The sequence below is a fragment of the Pseudomonas sp. 50_B genome (genome assembly GCF_017491625.1).
GTDB lineage: Bacteria > Pseudomonadota > Gammaproteobacteria > Pseudomonadales > Pseudomonadaceae > Aquipseudomonas > Aquipseudomonas danubii.
In genome coordinates this window covers 151,420-165,815 of the sequence record NZ_JAFGYX010000014.1, presented here as the reverse complement: position 1 = coordinate 165,815, position 14,396 = coordinate 151,420, and the positions used below count along the sequence as shown (strand labels likewise).

General features: G+C 63.9%; 15 protein-coding genes and 1 pseudogene. 6 read left to right on the top strand and 10 right to left on the bottom strand.

Annotated elements, in window-relative coordinates:
• Together J5M73_RS20525 and J5M73_RS20520 are read left to right on the top strand one after the other, a co-directional pair.
• The coding region (locus J5M73_RS20525; RefSeq protein ID WP_207816059.1) for an L-serine ammonia-lyase, iron-sulfur-dependent, subunit alpha at positions 1-398 on the top strand (398 nt) is incomplete at its 5' end.
• Positions 399-844: 446 nt separating this feature from the next.
• Positions 845-1,948 carry a GlxA family transcriptional regulator gene (locus J5M73_RS20520; RefSeq protein WP_060841469.1) on the top strand — a complete coding sequence of 368 codons (1,104 nt, stop codon included), beginning with the start codon at positions 845-847 and terminating at the stop codon, positions 1,946-1,948.
• Here J5M73_RS20520 and aac(6') read toward each other — a convergent pair whose 3' ends face one another.
• The gene (gene aac(6'), locus J5M73_RS20515; RefSeq protein WP_102862014.1) at positions 1,949-2,395 is read right to left on the bottom strand and encodes an aminoglycoside 6'-N-acetyltransferase; all 447 of its coding nucleotides are present in this window, start codon (positions 2,393-2,395) and stop codon (positions 1,949-1,951) included.
• Positions 2,396-2,460: 65 nt separating this feature from the next.
• On the bottom strand, positions 2,461-2,724 hold the full coding sequence (locus J5M73_RS20510; protein WP_025131152.1) for a hypothetical protein: 264 nt from the start codon (positions 2,722-2,724) through the stop codon (positions 2,461-2,463).
• A gap of 313 nt (positions 2,725-3,037) precedes the next feature.
• Here J5M73_RS20510 and J5M73_RS20505 point away from each other — a divergent pair, with 313 nt between their 5' ends.
• A complete protein-coding gene (locus J5M73_RS20505; RefSeq protein ID WP_207816058.1) occupies positions 3,038-3,466 on the top strand; it encodes a DUF4952 domain-containing protein in 429 nt (142 codons plus the stop codon).
• Between the two features lie 252 nt (positions 3,467-3,718).
• Here J5M73_RS20505 and J5M73_RS20500 read toward each other — a convergent pair whose 3' ends face one another.
• The 5 genes from J5M73_RS20500 to J5M73_RS20480 form a co-directional block, all read right to left on the bottom strand.
• Positions 3,719-4,879: a gamma-butyrobetaine dioxygenase gene (locus J5M73_RS20500; RefSeq protein WP_102862012.1), complete on the bottom strand. Its 1,161-nt coding sequence runs from the start codon at positions 4,877-4,879 to the stop codon at positions 3,719-3,721.
• A 25-nt stretch (positions 4,880-4,904) separates the two neighbouring features.
• Positions 4,905-5,381: a thioesterase family protein gene (locus tag J5M73_RS20495; RefSeq protein ID WP_102862011.1), complete on the bottom strand. Its 477-nt coding sequence runs from the start codon at positions 5,379-5,381 to the stop codon at positions 4,905-4,907.
• Positions 5,382-5,490: 109 nt separating this feature from the next.
• Positions 5,491-6,456 (bottom strand): L-carnitine dehydrogenase, encoded by a 966-nt coding sequence (locus J5M73_RS20490; protein ID WP_102862010.1) that lies wholly within the window; start codon positions 6,454-6,456, stop codon positions 5,491-5,493.
• A gap of 157 nt (positions 6,457-6,613) precedes the next feature.
• Complete coding sequence (locus J5M73_RS20485) at positions 6,614-7,501, bottom strand: 3-keto-5-aminohexanoate cleavage protein (protein ID WP_102862009.1); 888 nt, start codon at positions 7,499-7,501, stop codon at positions 6,614-6,616.
• A gap of 88 nt (positions 7,502-7,589) precedes the next feature.
• Entirely contained in the window at positions 7,590-8,534 is a 945-nt protein-coding gene (locus J5M73_RS20480) for a choline ABC transporter substrate-binding protein (RefSeq protein WP_102862008.1), read from the bottom strand.
• Positions 8,535-8,728: 194 nt separating this feature from the next.
• On the opposite strand from J5M73_RS20480, the gene J5M73_RS20475 reads away from it, so the two are divergent.
• Positions 8,729-9,688, top strand: coding sequence for a GlxA family transcriptional regulator (locus J5M73_RS20475; RefSeq protein WP_102862007.1), 960 nt, complete (start codon positions 8,729-8,731; stop codon positions 9,686-9,688).
• A gap of 68 nt (positions 9,689-9,756) precedes the next feature.
• The gene (locus tag J5M73_RS20470; protein ID WP_102862006.1) at positions 9,757-10,932 is read left to right on the top strand and encodes an AAA family ATPase; all 1,176 of its coding nucleotides are present in this window, start codon (positions 9,757-9,759) and stop codon (positions 10,930-10,932) included.
• Between the two features lie 431 nt (positions 10,933-11,363).
• Here J5M73_RS20470 and J5M73_RS20465 read toward each other — a convergent pair whose 3' ends face one another.
• The 3 genes and pseudogenes from J5M73_RS20465 to J5M73_RS20455 form a co-directional block, all read right to left on the bottom strand.
• Positions 11,364-11,780 (bottom strand): DUF3010 family protein, encoded by a 417-nt coding sequence (locus J5M73_RS20465; protein WP_102862005.1) that lies wholly within the window; start codon positions 11,778-11,780, stop codon positions 11,364-11,366.
• 34 nt (positions 11,781-11,814) lie between these two features.
• A pseudogene (locus J5M73_RS20460) lies at positions 11,815-11,895 on the bottom strand (transcriptional regulator); the annotation flags it as partial.
• 33 nt (positions 11,896-11,928) lie between these two features.
• The gene (locus tag J5M73_RS20455; RefSeq protein ID WP_102862004.1) at positions 11,929-12,843 is read right to left on the bottom strand and encodes a LysR family transcriptional regulator; all 915 of its coding nucleotides are present in this window, start codon (positions 12,841-12,843) and stop codon (positions 11,929-11,931) included.
• 181 nt (positions 12,844-13,024) lie between these two features.
• On the opposite strand from J5M73_RS20455, the gene J5M73_RS20450 reads away from it, so the two are divergent.
• On the top strand, positions 13,025-14,362 hold the full coding sequence (locus J5M73_RS20450; RefSeq protein WP_102862003.1) for a nucleobase:cation symporter-2 family protein: 1,338 nt from the start codon (positions 13,025-13,027) through the stop codon (positions 14,360-14,362).
• The last annotated feature ends 34 nt before the right edge of the window (positions 14,363-14,396 follow it).

Below are 14,396 nucleotides of genomic sequence, written 5' to 3'. Positions count from 1 at the left end.
GCATCCTGTGCAAGAAGAACGCCTCGATCTCCGGGGCCGAAGTCGGCTGCCAGGGGGAGGTGGGTTCGGCCTGCGCCATGGCGGCGGCGGGGCTGGCGGAGATTCTCGGGGCCAGCCCCGAGCAGTTGTGCAACGCCGCGGAAATCGGCCTGGAGCACAACCTGGGCTTGACCTGCGACCCGGTGGGCGGGCTGGTGCAGGTGCCCTGCATCGAGCGCAACGCGATTGCCGCGGTGAAGGCGATCAATGCCGCGCAGATGGCCTTGCGCGGTGACGGCCAGCATTTCATTTCCCTGGACCGGGTGATCCGCACCATGCGCGATACCGGCGCCGATATGCACGACAAATACAAAGAGACGTCCCGTGGTGGCCTGGCCGTGAGCGCGGTGGAATGCTGAGCCGCCTTCGCTGGCCAGCCGCATGCGAACCAGGGACGTCGGCGCGCGCAAATGGCTCACTCGGGCCATCGCGCGCCACCTTTTAGCGCGTCGCGAATAGACAAGTTGCCCGGTGCGCCGGCGGACCAGTCGGTGGGTCGGCGCGCTGTGCTTTGAGTGACACTCGCCGGTCTCGGCGCAACGCCTTGGCGGCCCAAGTGCTACCTAACTGCTCACCGCTTTTGTCGGCGCCTGTGCGCCGCGCCTTTCGGCGCTTCTTATCCGCACATTGCCAAGGGCTATATAGACGCGTCGCGACGTCGTTTTCAGGAGTTATTGAATGCCCATTCAACTTTAGGCATGGCAATTGCTCTGTGAATATCAAGCCCGCCTCCGATGAGTCGCAGGGCACATAAAAAGAGCCTCCGCCTGAGGCCATCACCCGCTTTGTGTGAGGAGATATCGCGATGACGTCGTTCAACTCCGGGGCCCAACCCCAGAACCGTGCGCCTCAATCCATCGGCTTTCTGCTGCTGGACAATTTCACGCTGATTTCCCTGGCCTCCGCAGTCGAACCCCTGCGCATGGCCAACCAACTGTCCGGCCGCGAGCTGTATCGCTGGACCACCCTCAGCGTCGATGGCGGTCAAGTCTGGGCCAGTGACGGTCTGCAAATCACCCCCGACGCCTCCATGCACAAAGCCCCCAGCCTCGACACCGTGATCGTCTGCGGCGGCATCGGCATCCAGCGCACCGTGACCCGTGAACATGTGTCCTGGTTGCAAAGCCAGGCCCGCCAGTCGCGCCGCCTCGGCGCGGTGTGCACCGGCAGCTGGGCCCTGGCCTGCGCCGGCCTGCTGGACGGCTTCGATTGCAGCGTGCACTGGGAATGCCTGGCGTCGATGCAGGAAGCCTTTCCCCGGGTGGCCATGAGCACCCGCCTGTTCACCCTCGACCGCAACCGTTTCACCAGCTCCGGCGGCACCGCGCCACTGGACATGATGCTGCACCTGATCAGCCGCGATCATGGCCGTGAGTTGTCGGCGGCGATCTCGGAGATGTTCGTTTACGAGCGCATCCGCAACGAACAGGATCACCAGCGCGTGCCCCTCAAGCACATGCTCGGCACCAACCAACCCAAGCTCCAGGAAATCGTTGCGCTGATGGAGGCCAACCTCGAAGAGCCGATCGATCTGGATGAACTGGCGGTGTACGTGGCCGTGTCCCGGCGCCAGCTGGAGCGGCTGTTCCAGAAGTACCTGCATTGTTCGCCGTCGCGCTACTACCTCAAGCTGCGGTTGATCCGTGCCCGGCAACTGCTCAAGCAGACGCCGATGTCGATCATCGAAGTGGCGTCGGTCTGTGGCTTTGTTTCCACGCCACACTTCTCCAAGTGCTACCGCGAGTACTTCGGTATTCCACCCCGTGACGAGCGCATCGGTTCCAACACCACCCAGCAGGTGGCAATGATGCCGCTGCCGCAAGCCATGGTCCTGGCGCCGCTGTCCGGCCCGCTGTCGGCCTTGAGTCAGGCGCGCAACGAGTCGACCTTCGCCAGCGTGCGTCTGTAGTCACAGACGCTTCTTGAAATACACCACGCGTTCGGTTTCTTCGAAACCCAGCGCGTGGTGCAGTGTCTGGCTGGCCAGATTGTCCAGGCTGGTGTCAGACGCGATCTCCACACACCCGGCCTGGCGTCCCCACTGGCTGACCTGCTCGATCAGTTGCTGGGCAACGCCCTGGCGACGGTGCTCGGGAGCCACATAGATTCCTTCGAGAAACACCACTGGCGAACTCTCGGTGCCGTTGACGTAGTCGTGGCGCAGCGCCGCCTCGGCCAGGCCGATGGCTTCACCGTTCTGGGCAAAGGCCAGCCAGCAGCCATAGCGCTGGGGGGCGGCCAGCATCTGGCGGATTTCGGCCAGGTGCTCCTCTGGCGGACAGTCGGGCCACAGGCCCAGGCGCAATTGCAGCCAACTGGCCGCGTCGGCGGATGAGCCGGGCTGTATCGGGATCATGAGTGCTTGCCTGTTTTCGCCAGAGGGACGCGCACTCTAGCAATCCGCTCAGGGCACAGGGAGACTCACGCGCGTTTTTGCTGCAGGTACTCGGCCAGGGCCGGCAGCAACTGGCGATCAATGGCCTGGCGCACCGCGGGAAGAATGGTCGCATTACCGGTGAGCATCTGCTCCACCATGCCCTTGAGCGCCTTGGCCCGTGCATCGCTCAAACCGCGCACCGCACATTCACAGGCCTGCTCGGCGCTGGCGCCTGCGGGCATCTCGAAACCCAGGGCCCGGAGTTGTCCCAGCAGGTCGTCCTGATCAATCAAATCCGCATGCATCATGACGCTCATCCTTATTCAGGTAACGTGGTCGTCAGTCGATTCTGGTTGGCCGTCCGGGTGGCGGCAAGGGCAGATGGTCGCGATGGCCTGTTTACCTATGAACAGGTCGTTTTCGGCTAACTCGATGGCTTATGGCCGGTTGCAACAGCGTCTGGAAAAAGACGGTCAATCAAGTCTCGCGGCGCTTGCGTGTGATGGCCCGGGCTTGCATAAGGGTGGATATTGAGTCGTGCTGGCACTCAAGGACCCCCGCCGCAAGCGGCGGGGGTGGGCAGGATGGCCGTTGGGGCAAAAAAATAGGGAGCTGTAGTGGATGAAAGTGATGTTCAACCTGGGTTTGTCCTGTTTGTTGTGGATGGTTTGCAGCGCGGCTGCGGCAGCCACCGAGTATGGCGATTTTTTGCGGGCCATGACCGATCCGCCGAAATCCCTGGAGTTTTTTCACTGTGAGTCGCAGCCCGAGGATCAGGGCGCACCGCTGACCGCGAGGTATCGGGTCAAAGGTCAGGATGCCCATCAGGTAGAGCGCTATCTGCAGCGGGAACTGGGGCTGCAGGAGGGGCTCAAGTTTGTCTGCTGCGGCTGGGAAACGAAGGGGTTCATTTCCTATAGGGATAAGAAGACCGGGCGTCGTTATCAGATCGGCATGGGCTCTGAAGAGACGCCCTACAACCAGCGCCGGGATTGGTACAAGATCGGCTATTTCTACGTGACGGTGGTGTTCTATACCGAGGACATCTGAACCCCTGCAATGGCCCTATTGCCTACGGGCAGGTCGTTTTCGGCTAACTCGTGAGCAGGCAGAGTGGGCAGACTGCAACCAGCTCGCGTCGTGTTGGTTTGGTCACCTTCTCACCGCAGCTCCTCAGCAGTAGTCCCTGCCTCGATCCTGTCACGGCTTGATCGGGGCTTTTTTTTGCCTGTGGAGGTTTTGCCGGCAAGCTTCGCTGGCCAGCCGGCTCCTGTGGGGAGCCGGTGGCTGGTGGGATGGGGATCAGCGCTGCAGCACCAGGATTCTGGAGAGCAGCTCGTCGCGGTCGATGTAGCAACCCTGGAAATGCCGGGCGCCGCTGGACGGGTCGAAGGCGTTGCGGGCATGCAGGGTCCGGCGGTTGTCGAAGCACCAGAGTTGTCCCGGGTCGAGGCGGCGGATGACCCGGAAGCGCGTCTCTCGGGTCATGGCGATAAATCGACGGTAAGCGTGGTACAGCCTGGGCATCTGCTCCACCGAGGTGTCGAAAGGCCCCCGCAGGAAGTTGGCCATGCGGATCTCCGCCACCCGACCCAGGGCATCCAGGGCAATGATCGGCGCCAGGCAGCGGTAGTCGCTGTGGCGGTCCTTGTTGCGAAACTCCACGGGTGTTTCACACAGTGTCAGGAAGGCCTCTGGGTCTTCACGGCGCAAGGCATCGGCGATGGCGAAGCCGTCGACGAAGATGCTTTCGCCGCCCACGGCGTCATTGACCAGGCAATGCAGGAACTGCAGCCCCGGTTGCAGCTCGCGGGTGGGCAGGTCGCTGTGCAGCGGCAGGTTGAAAGCGGTGTAGGCGTTGCTGTCGGCATCGGCCTTGGATTGCACGTTGAACAGCACGCCGAAGTTGCTCTCGCGGATAAACGAGATACGTCGGGCGATCAGCGCCAGCGAACCGGGTTCCGTGGGGGCGCCCCGGACCTGGGTCAGGCCGGTGTCGCGCAGGGCCAGCAGCCATTGCAGCAGAGCCGCAGGATCGTCCATCAGGGCCTGATACTCGAATACCGGTAGTTGCAGGCTGCTGTCCCACAACTGGCTGTGCGCCTTGTGGGCGCGGCGTTCCTCGCGGGATTGCTCGTCATAGGCGTGGGCCCGCAGCCAGCCGGGATCGAAGCGGCTACGGTGGCCGTCCGACCATTCGAGGCACAGGCAACCCTGGCTGTCGATGTGCGCCCCGTGGCAGCCGAGGTCCTCGGCCACATCGACGATTTCCTGTACCTGTTCACGGGTCACGCTGTAGACGCATTCCGGGCAGGGACAGTTGTCCCGCAGCCATTGATGGTGAAAGGGGCTGAGGCGGCCATCGGCCCAGTGCACCTGGACCCGGTCCGGCAGTACCTGGACGGCGCTCAACGGGCTGATCAGCGGATAACGGCGATAGTCGGCAAGGGCGGCGATGTTCACGGCGATCTCCTTTTCGGGCTTGTTGTCATTTTTCCGTTGGCAGGCCAATCACCCGGCCGATGTAGGTGGGGCGCGGCAGCTCGGCCTGCTCGGCCGCCATGGTTTGCAGGCGCTGCAACACCGCTTCGTCGAACGGCGCGGAGCGGGGGCCGGCGAGGTCGACGTGGAGCAGCATCTGTTCGTTGCCGGCCAGCTCCTGGGGATCACCGACCTTGTGCAGGCTGTGATACAGGTGCAGGCGCTTGCGGTCGTGGCCGATGATCTGGGTATGGACCTCGACCTCGGTGCCCTGCTTCACCTCGTGCAGGTAGTTCAGGTGCAGTTCCAGGGTGAACAGCGAGTGGCCGCTGGCGTCGCGGTTGTCGCTGTCGAGCCCCAGGCGATCCATCAAGGCATCGGTGGCATAGCTGAAGATCAGCAGGTAGAAGGCATCACGCAGATGGCCGTTGTAGTCGACCCAGTCTTTGATGATGCGGGTGCTGTAGGTGGTCAGGGCAGGCATAGGATCACCGGATAACGGTAGGAGCCGGCTTGCCGGCGAAGGCGTCCGTTGGGTTTGCGCCTGGCTTGAGGGCCTATTGGTTGGCAAGCCAGCTCCTACGGGGGTTGGGTTAGTCGTGAAAGTGCATGCCGTGCTTGGCCTTGGTGGTTTTCACCGCCTCCAGCACCGCCAGCAGGCAGTCATCACGATAGCGCTCCAGGGCCGAAATGCTGTGGTTGCCCAGTTGCTCGGCGGTACCTTGGACTACGTCATCGATCAGTTTGTCGGTCAGCTCCGGGGCCGGCAGATAGGTCCAGGGCAGTTGCAGCGCCGGGCCGAACTGGGCCATGAAGTGACGCATGCCGGCGTCGCCTCCGGCCAGGGTGTAGGTGAGGAAGGTGCCCATGAACGACCAGCGCAGGCCGGCGCCAAAGCGGATCGCGTCGTCGATTTCCCCGGTGGTCGCCACCCCGTCATTGACCAGGTGCAAGGCTTCGCGCCACAGGGCTTCGAGCAGACGGTCGGCGATGAAGCCCGGGACTTCCTTGCGCACATGCAAGGGGCGCATCCCCAAGGATTCATAGACCTGGATCGCCGCCTGTATCGCCTCAGGTGCGGTGTGCCGGCCGCCCACCACTTCCACCAGCGGTAGCAGGTACACCGGGTTGAACGGGTGACCCACCACGCAGCGTTGCGGGTGGGTCGAGCCCTCAAAAAATTCGCTGGGCAGCAGGCCCGAGGTGCTGGAGCCGATCAGGGCGTCGGGCTTGGCCGCGGCGCTGATCTTGCTGTGCAGTTCCAGCTTGAGTTCCAGGCGCTCGGGAGCGCTTTCCTGGATGAAGTCGGCGTCTTTCACACACTCTTCGATGGTGCTGACAAAGCGCAGGCGCTGTGGCGAGGCTCCGGGGGCCAGGCCTTGTTTTTCCAGAGCGCCCCAGGCGTTGGCGACCCGCTGGCGCAGGGCGGCTTCGGCTCCGGGGGCCGGGTCCCAGGCCACCACGTCCAGGCCGTGGGCCAGGGCGCGGGCCACCCAGCCACTGCCGATCACGCCGCTGCCCAGAGCGGCGAAGGTTTTGATGTTGGTGATAAAAGTCATCGCGTCTTCCTGAAAAAAGAGTCTGTAGGCGCTGGCTTGCCAGCGAAGCGCTTGGCGGCTTTGCGGGCCCCTTCGTCGGCAAGCTGGCTGCTACGGGGTCTGATGTGACGGCCTCTTCGCGAGCAAGCTCGCTCCTGCGCAGAGAGGTGGATTGGGGTCAGCCGCGTTGCTTTAGGCCCATTTTCTGGCGGCCCTCGGCCGGGGTCAGGACCCGGGCCCCGAGGCGGCTGAGGATCTCCGTGGCCCGTTCCACCAGTTGGCCGTTGGTGGCGAGCACGCCGCGATCCAGCCACAGGTTGTCCTCCAGGCCGACCCGCACGTTGCCCCCCAGCAGCACCGCTTGCGCGGCCATGGGCATCTGCATGCGGCCGATACCGAAGCCGGCCCAGACCGCATCCGCCGGCAGGTTGTCGACCATGGCCTTCATGGTGGTGGTGTCCGCCGGGGCGCCCCAGGGAATGCCCAGGCACAGTTGGAACAGCGGGTTGTCCAGCAGGCCTTCCTTGATCATCTGCTTGGCGAACCACAGGTGTCCGGTGTCGAAGATTTCCAGCTCGGCTTTCACCCCCAGCTCCTGGATGCGCCTGGCGCCGGCCCGCAGTTGGGCCGGGGTGGACACGTAGATGGTGTCGCCATCGCCAAAGTTGAGGGTGCCGCAGTCCAGGGTGCAGATCTCCGGCAGCAGTTCCTCGACATGGGCCAGGCGGGTCAGCGGCCCGACCAGATCGGTGTTGGGCCCGAACTCCATGGGATGCTCGCCGGCGCCGATCTCCAGGTCGCCGCCCATGCCGGCGGTGAGGTTGACGATGATGTCGATGTCGGCCTCGCGAATGCGCTCCATGACTTCGCGGTACAGCGCGACATCACGGCTGAACTTGCCGCTCGCAGGGTCCCGGACGTGGCAGTGGACCACCGTGGCGCCAGCCTTGGCGGCCTCTACCGCGGCGGCGGCAATCTGCTTCGGGGTGACCGGCACATGGGGGCTCTTGGCGGTCGTGTCGCCAGCACCGGTGAGTGCGCAGGTGATGATGACGTCGTGGTTCATGGTGCGGTTCCTTACAGGCATGTTTGCTGGGGGCGTGGGGTGGCCGTGCGCAGCCCTGGGCGGGCTGCGGGGCGCGAGTGTGGGTGGTTTATTTACTGGTCAGTTGCAGGTGTTCGGCGGCCGGCTTGCCATCGAAGGTGGTCACCCCTTCAAGCCAGCGCTGCTGGTCCTGCGGGTGGTCCTTGAGCCATTGCCGGGCGGACTCCAGGGCGTCCTTGTGCTCCAGCAGCGGCTGCATCATCCGGCTCTCGTCCTCGGCGCTGAAGGTCAGGTTGGTCAGCAGCCGGTGCACGTTCGGGCACTGCTCGGCATAGTTCGGCGCGGTGACGGTCCAGACCGTGGCCTGGCCCTCGTTCGGGCCCAGGGCGTCCTGGCTGCTGCTGAGGTAGGTCATCTTGAAGTTGACGTTCATCGGGTGCGGCGCCCAGCCGAAGAACACGATGGCTTCATTGCGTTTCACCGCCCGGGCCACCGCCGACAACATGCCGGCCTCGCTGGACTCCACCAGCTGGAACTTGCCCAGGCCGAACTGGTTCTTGGCGATCATGTCCTTGATCTGGGTATTGGCTCCCGAGCCGGGTTCGATGCCGTAGATCTTGCCCCCCAGCTCCTTCTGGAACCTGGCGATGTCGGCGAAGGTCTTCAGGCCCTTGTCGGCCAGGTAGGAGGGGACGGCCAGGGTAGCGCGGGCGTCCTTGAGGCTGGGCTCGGCCAGGACCTTGACCTGGTTGGCGTCGACGAACGGGGTGATGGTCTGGGTCATCAGCGGGTTCCAGTAGCCGAGGAACAGGTCCAGGCGCTGGTCGCGGATGCCGGCGAAGATGATCTGCTGCGAAGCGCTGGTCTGCTTGGTCTTGTAGCCGAGGCCGTCGAGCAGGACCTGGGTCATGGCGCTGGTGGCGATCACGTCGGTCCAGTTGACCACGCCCAGGCGTACGTTCTGGCAACTGGGGGCGTCGGCGGCCATGGCTCCCGACGTCAGAAAAACGCTACCACTAAGCGCAAGCACACAGCGGCTGATCAGTCGTTTCATGTGGGTTCCCTCGGCAGGTTGTTATTGTCGATCCCGGCGTCTTGGTGCGTCGGTGAGCTCAAGGTACGCAGGCGTCGCCGGCGGTAAACGCACAGCGGCGACCGACTCTTGCACTGCAGCGACCTGGCCCCTTGTGGCAGGGGGGCATTTGGCGTATCACAGGGCCCACGCTGGCCGTCACCGGAGTGCGTTGCATGTCCCAGGACTTCTACTTCCTGCTGATGCCGGGGTTCTCCGCCATCGGTTTCATTTCCGCCATCGAGCCACTGCGGGTAGCCAACCGTTTTCGTGGCGAGCTGTATCGCTGGCATGTGCTCAGCGCCGACGGCGGCGCGGTGCTGGCCAGCAACGGTATGTCGGTCAATGTCGACGCGGCCCTGGAGCCGCTGAAGAAGGGCGCAACCTTGTGGGTGGTGGCCGGTTTCGAGCCGTTGAAGTGCCTGAGTCCCGCCCTGGAACACTGGCTGCGGCGCCTGGACGTGGAGGGCGTGACTCTCGGGGGGATCGACACCGGCAGCGTGATCCTCGCGGAATCCGGGCTGCTGGAGGGGCACCGGGTGACCCTGCACTGGGAGGCCATCGAGGCGTTCAAGGAGTCTTATCCGCAGTTGAGCGTGACCCAGGAGTTGTTCGAGATCGATCGTCGGCGCATCACCTGTGCCGGTGGCACCGCGTCCATCGACATGATGCTCGACCTGATCGCCCAGGCCCACGGCCCGCAACTGGCGATCCAGGTCAGCGAACAGTTCGTCCTGGGGCGCATCCGCCCGCGCAAGGACCACCAGCGCATGGAAGTCGCCAGCCGCTACGGCATCAGCAACAAGAAACTGGTGCAGGTGATCGGCGAGATGGAGCAACACAGCGAGCCGCCCCTGAGCACCCTGGCCCTGGCGGAATCGATCAAGGTCACCCGGCGTCAGCTGGAGCGGCTGTTCCGCCTGCACTTGAACGACACCCCGAGCAACTTCTATCTGGGCCTGCGCCTGGAGAAGGCCCGGCAACTGCTGCGCCAGACCGACATGAGCGTGCTGGAGGTGAGCATCGCCTGCGGGTTTGAGTCGCCGTCCTACTTCACCCGCAGTTACCGCGCGCGTTTTGTGAATTGTCCGCGGGAAGACCGACGCCTGCTGGGGAGCGGCCAGGAGTCGGTTTGACAGGGGTTTATAGTCAATTATACTCGCGGCTATAAATTATAGTCCTGGCAATAATTGAGTATAAAACCATGTCGAAAAACACCGGTTTCGTGTTTCGTCGTCCTGCTCTGGCGCTCAATATTGCCGATGGCCTGGTGGGGTCGGGGATTCAGGATTACAGCTCGGGGCTGTTCCTGGCGGCGCCTCGGCGCACCGGGAAAAGTACCTTTCTGCGCGAGGACCTGCTGCCCGAATGCCAGAGCCGTGGCTGGCTGGCGGTTTATGTCGACCTTTGGGCCAATCGCGAAAAAGACCCCGCCGAGCTGATCGCCGCGGCCATTGCCGGAGCGCTGGTGCCTTTCGAGAAAGGCATTCGCAAACTGGCCAAGTCCCTCGGGGTGGAGAAGCTCAGTTTTCTGCGCACCCTGTCCTGGGACTTCAGCAAGTCCCAGTTGCCCGAAGGCGCGACCCTGACCCAGGCCCTGGAATTGCTCCACAGCGCCGCGGGCAAGACGGTGGTCCTGGTGATCGACGAGGCCCAGCATGCCTTGAGCTCGGAGGCCGGGTTGAATGCCATGTTCGCGCTCAAGGCGGCCCGGGATCAGCTCAATCAGGGGCGGGACCTGGACACCAGCGGCCTGCGCCTGGTGTTCACCGGGTCCAATCGCGACAAGCTGGCCCATCTGGTGCTCAACCGTAACCAGCCGTTCTTTGGTTCGAGCATCACCCCGTTCCCGCTGTTGGGACGGGATTTCACCAAGGCCTACACGGCCCATCTGAACGCTCATCTGGCGCCCACCAACCAGTTCAATGCCGATGATCTGGACCAGGCCTTCGAATGGGTTGGCCGGCGTCCGGAAATGCTGCGCAGCATCATTGGCCAGGTGGCCCTGGAGTTGGGGGAAGCGAGCCAGCTCAACGAGTTGTTGCGCAGCAGCGCCGAGATTCTCCGCGCCGGGGTCTGGAGCGAATTCGAAAGCGCCTGGAACGGTCTGACCCTGTCCCAGCGGGCGGTGCTGGAAGTGATGGTGGAGCGTTCGCGCAACAACCTGCCGTTCGCACCCTTTACCGACGACACCCTGGCGGCGGTGGCCAAGGCGTTGCAGGCCATGGGCAGCGATACGCAACCGGGCACCCAGACGGTGCAAGCCTGTATCGATGCCCTGCGGGAAAAGGAGTTGGTGTGGAAGTCCAGCCGGGGCGCCTATGCCCTGGAAGACAATTCATTCGCCGACTGGCTGCAGCATTATCGGCGCCAACTGTAGCCGCTGCCGCAGGCTGCGAACGGCCCGCCCGCAGGGACGCGAGGATCTCAGGTGCGATGTTTGGCGTTAGACCGCCAAGCGAGGCCCTGCGGTCCTTGTCGCAGCCTCGCCATGGCTCGACAGCGGCTACAGGTTTCGTTGCGAGCGGTGAGGATCTCAGGCGCGCTGGATGTTTGGCGTTAGACCGCCAAGCGAGGCCCTGCGGTCCTTGTCGCAGCCTCGCCATGGCTCGACAGCGGCTACAGGTTTCGTTGCGAGCGGTGAGGATCTCAGGCGCGCTGGATGTTTGGCGTTAGGCCGCCAAGCAAGGCCCTGCGGTCCTTGTCGCAGCCTCGCCATGGCTCGACAGCGGCTACAGGTTTCGTTGCGAGCGGTGAGGATCTCAGGCGCGCTGGATGTTTGGCGTTAGACCGCCAAGCAAGGCCTCAGGATCATTTCTTCAGCAAGGCCGCGCAGGCGGTCTTGTAGGCTTCGTGCTGGTATTTGTTGAGGCTCGCCCCCAGCTCGAAGCCGTGCTTCTTGTGCTGGGCGTTGATGGTTTGCGGCGACAGCAGGGTCACTTCGCAATTATCCAGCAACTGAAGCACGCCTTCGATCTTGAAGGTGGTAGGGCCGCCGGCGAATTCGCCTTTCTTGCTGCGCTTCTTGATGGCGATGCGGGTAATCCCGTGTTCACGGACAAAGGCGTCGATCCGGGCGGCGAAGTCGCGAACGTTGCCCGCGTCATCGTCGTCTTCCAGGGCGATCTTCTTGATGGCCAGCGCCTGGTGGTGCGGTGCGCCGTCTTGCAGGGAGGCGAGGGCGAAGATGGCTTCGCTGCCCTTGATCTCGATACCGCAGATGCTCATGAGTAACCCTTTCAATCGTTGAGTGGGGCGCAGCTTACAGTTCCAACTGGTCGGCGCGTATACCGAAGACGGCGGCAATTTTTTCCCGGGTGCTCTTGCGGGGTCGGGCCACGCTCAGAACCTTGTCCCTTTGTTGCCCGCGCCAGCGTTACCAGGTCGTGGACTGTCCGCGCCGATCCACTTCGTACACCTTGTGCCGCAGCAGGCGTTCCTTGAGCCAGCGTTCGGCCTTGCCCATCACTCGTTGCCGGGCCCAGAGCAGGTCCACGCCCACCAGCCAGTCGGTGTAGGGATACGCCCCCAGTTGCAGCTCCACCAGCTCGCCCTTGGCCAGTTCACGCTGGATCAGTTGCCGGGGCAGGGTGGCCCAGCCCAGGCCGGCGCGGACCATTTCCAGCAGCGCCAGGTAGTTTTCCGCCTGCCACAGTTGGCTGCAGCGCAGGTACTCGCTGCTGGGCAGCTTGTCGGCGTGGGCGCTGAAGGCCAGGCGCCGATGCCCATGCAGGTCGTCGAAGGTCACGTTGTCCAGCCGGGCCAGGGGATGATCCGGGTGGCAGACGTGCAACATGATCAGCTTGCCCATCTGCTGGAACTCCAGCTCCTGGGGATAGCCCGGTTGCGAAAAGGCGATCCCCAGCACCGCATCGCCTCGGGCCACCAGCTCACTGGCATCTCCGGACAGCGGATGACGGATCAGCAGGTCGACATAGGGGAAGGCCTGCTCGAACTCGCGCAAGACCGGCATCAGCGGGCCGTAAGGGGTTTCGATCACGATGGACAACTGCGGCTCCAGCGCTTCCGACAGACAGTCGGCATTGGCTTGCAGGGTCAGGCAGCGCTCCAGCACCGCCTCGGCCTGCAGCAGCATCTTCTTTCCGCTGGCGGTCAGCACCGGGCTGCGGCTGCTGCGGTCGAACAACTCCACTCCCAGGTCGGCCTCCAGATTGGCGATGGCCACGCTGACCGTGGACTGGGTCTTGCCCAGCTTGCGGGCAGCGGCCGAGAACGAGCCGGTTTGTGCGGCCTGAACGAACATCTGCAGTTGTTCCAGTGAAAAGCGCATCGCGTCTCCCGACCCCAGGACAGGCTTGTCCAATCCATCGTTAAAAACGATGGCTGCTCATTTGTTGCATCGTATTCAAGCACAGATCATGGGCGCCGACGTTCGTACATCCTGCCGGGGCATTGCCCCCGGATGCCTGCCAGAACAACAACAAGAGCTGCACTTTCAGGAGATCTGCGACATGAACATTCCCCGGGTTCACCCAGTGGACGAGGTCCTGCCCGTTCGCCAGTTGTTCACCTTCGGCCTGCAGCATGTGCTGGTGATGTATGCCGGTGCGGTGGCGGTGCCGTTGATTCTAGGCAATGCCCTGGGCTTGACTGCGGCCCAGGTGGTTTTACTGATCAACGCCAACCTGCTGACGTCCGGCGTTGCCACCCTGATCCAGACCCTGGGCTTCTGGCGCTTCGGCGCACGCTTGCCGTTGATCCAGGGCTGCTCCTTCATTGCCCTGGCGCCGATGATCATGATCGGCAAGCAGTTCGGCCTGGCCGAGGTGTTCGGCGCGGTGATCGCCGCTGGGGTCCTGACCATTGCCCTGGCTCCGCTGTTCAGCCGTCTGCTGAGGTTCTTTCCACCGGTAGTGATCGGCAGCCTGATCACCATCATCGGCATTTCCCTGATGCCGGCGGCGGCCGTCTGGCTGGGGGGCGGCAACCCCGCCGCCGAGGATTTCGGCGCACCGGCCAACCTGTTGCTGGGGCTGGCCACGGTGGCGGTGACCCTGGTGATCTATGGCAAGTTCTCCGGCTTTATCGGCAACCTCAGTGTGCTGATCGGGCTGCTGGTGGGCAGCCTGATCGCTGCGGCCTGCGGCATGACCCACTTTGCCCAGGTGGGCGAAGCGGCCTGGTTCGAGCTGAGCCCGCCCATGGCCTTCGGGGCTCCGCAATTCTCCCTGATGCCGATCCTGATCATGACCCTGGCGATGCTGGTGATCATGGCCGAGACCACCGGCAACTGCCTGGCCATTGGCAAGCTCACCGGCAAGCCGACCACCCAGCTCACCCTGGGGGACGCCTTCCGCGCCGACGGCCTGTCCACCCTGCTCGGCGGCCTGTTCAACAGCTTCCCCTACAACGCCTTCACCCAGAACACCGGACTGATCGCGCTCTCCAAGATCAAGAGCCGCTTCGTGGTGGCGGCAGCCGGCGCGATCATGGTGCTCATGGGGCTGTTTCCCAAGCTCGGGGCGCTGGTGGCTGCGGTGCCGACCCCGGTACTGGGGGGCTGCGCCATCGTCATGTTCGGCATGACCACCGTGGCCGGCATCCAGGAGCTGTCACGGGTGAGGTTCGAGGGCACTGGCAACGGCATCATCGTCGCCGTGTCGGTCAGTGTCGGCGTGCTGCCGATGTCCTTTCCGGCGTTGTTCGCCCAGGCCCACGGCCCCCTCAAACTGCTGCTGGAAAGCGGCATCTTCCTCGGCGCCCTCACCGCCATCGTGCTCAACCTGCTGCTCAATCCGCGCATGTCTGCGGCCCAAGAACTGGCCGCCCAGGCCGGGCTTGGTGACTGAAGACTGCTATCAGGCCCGCTTTTTCCCGGCGGGC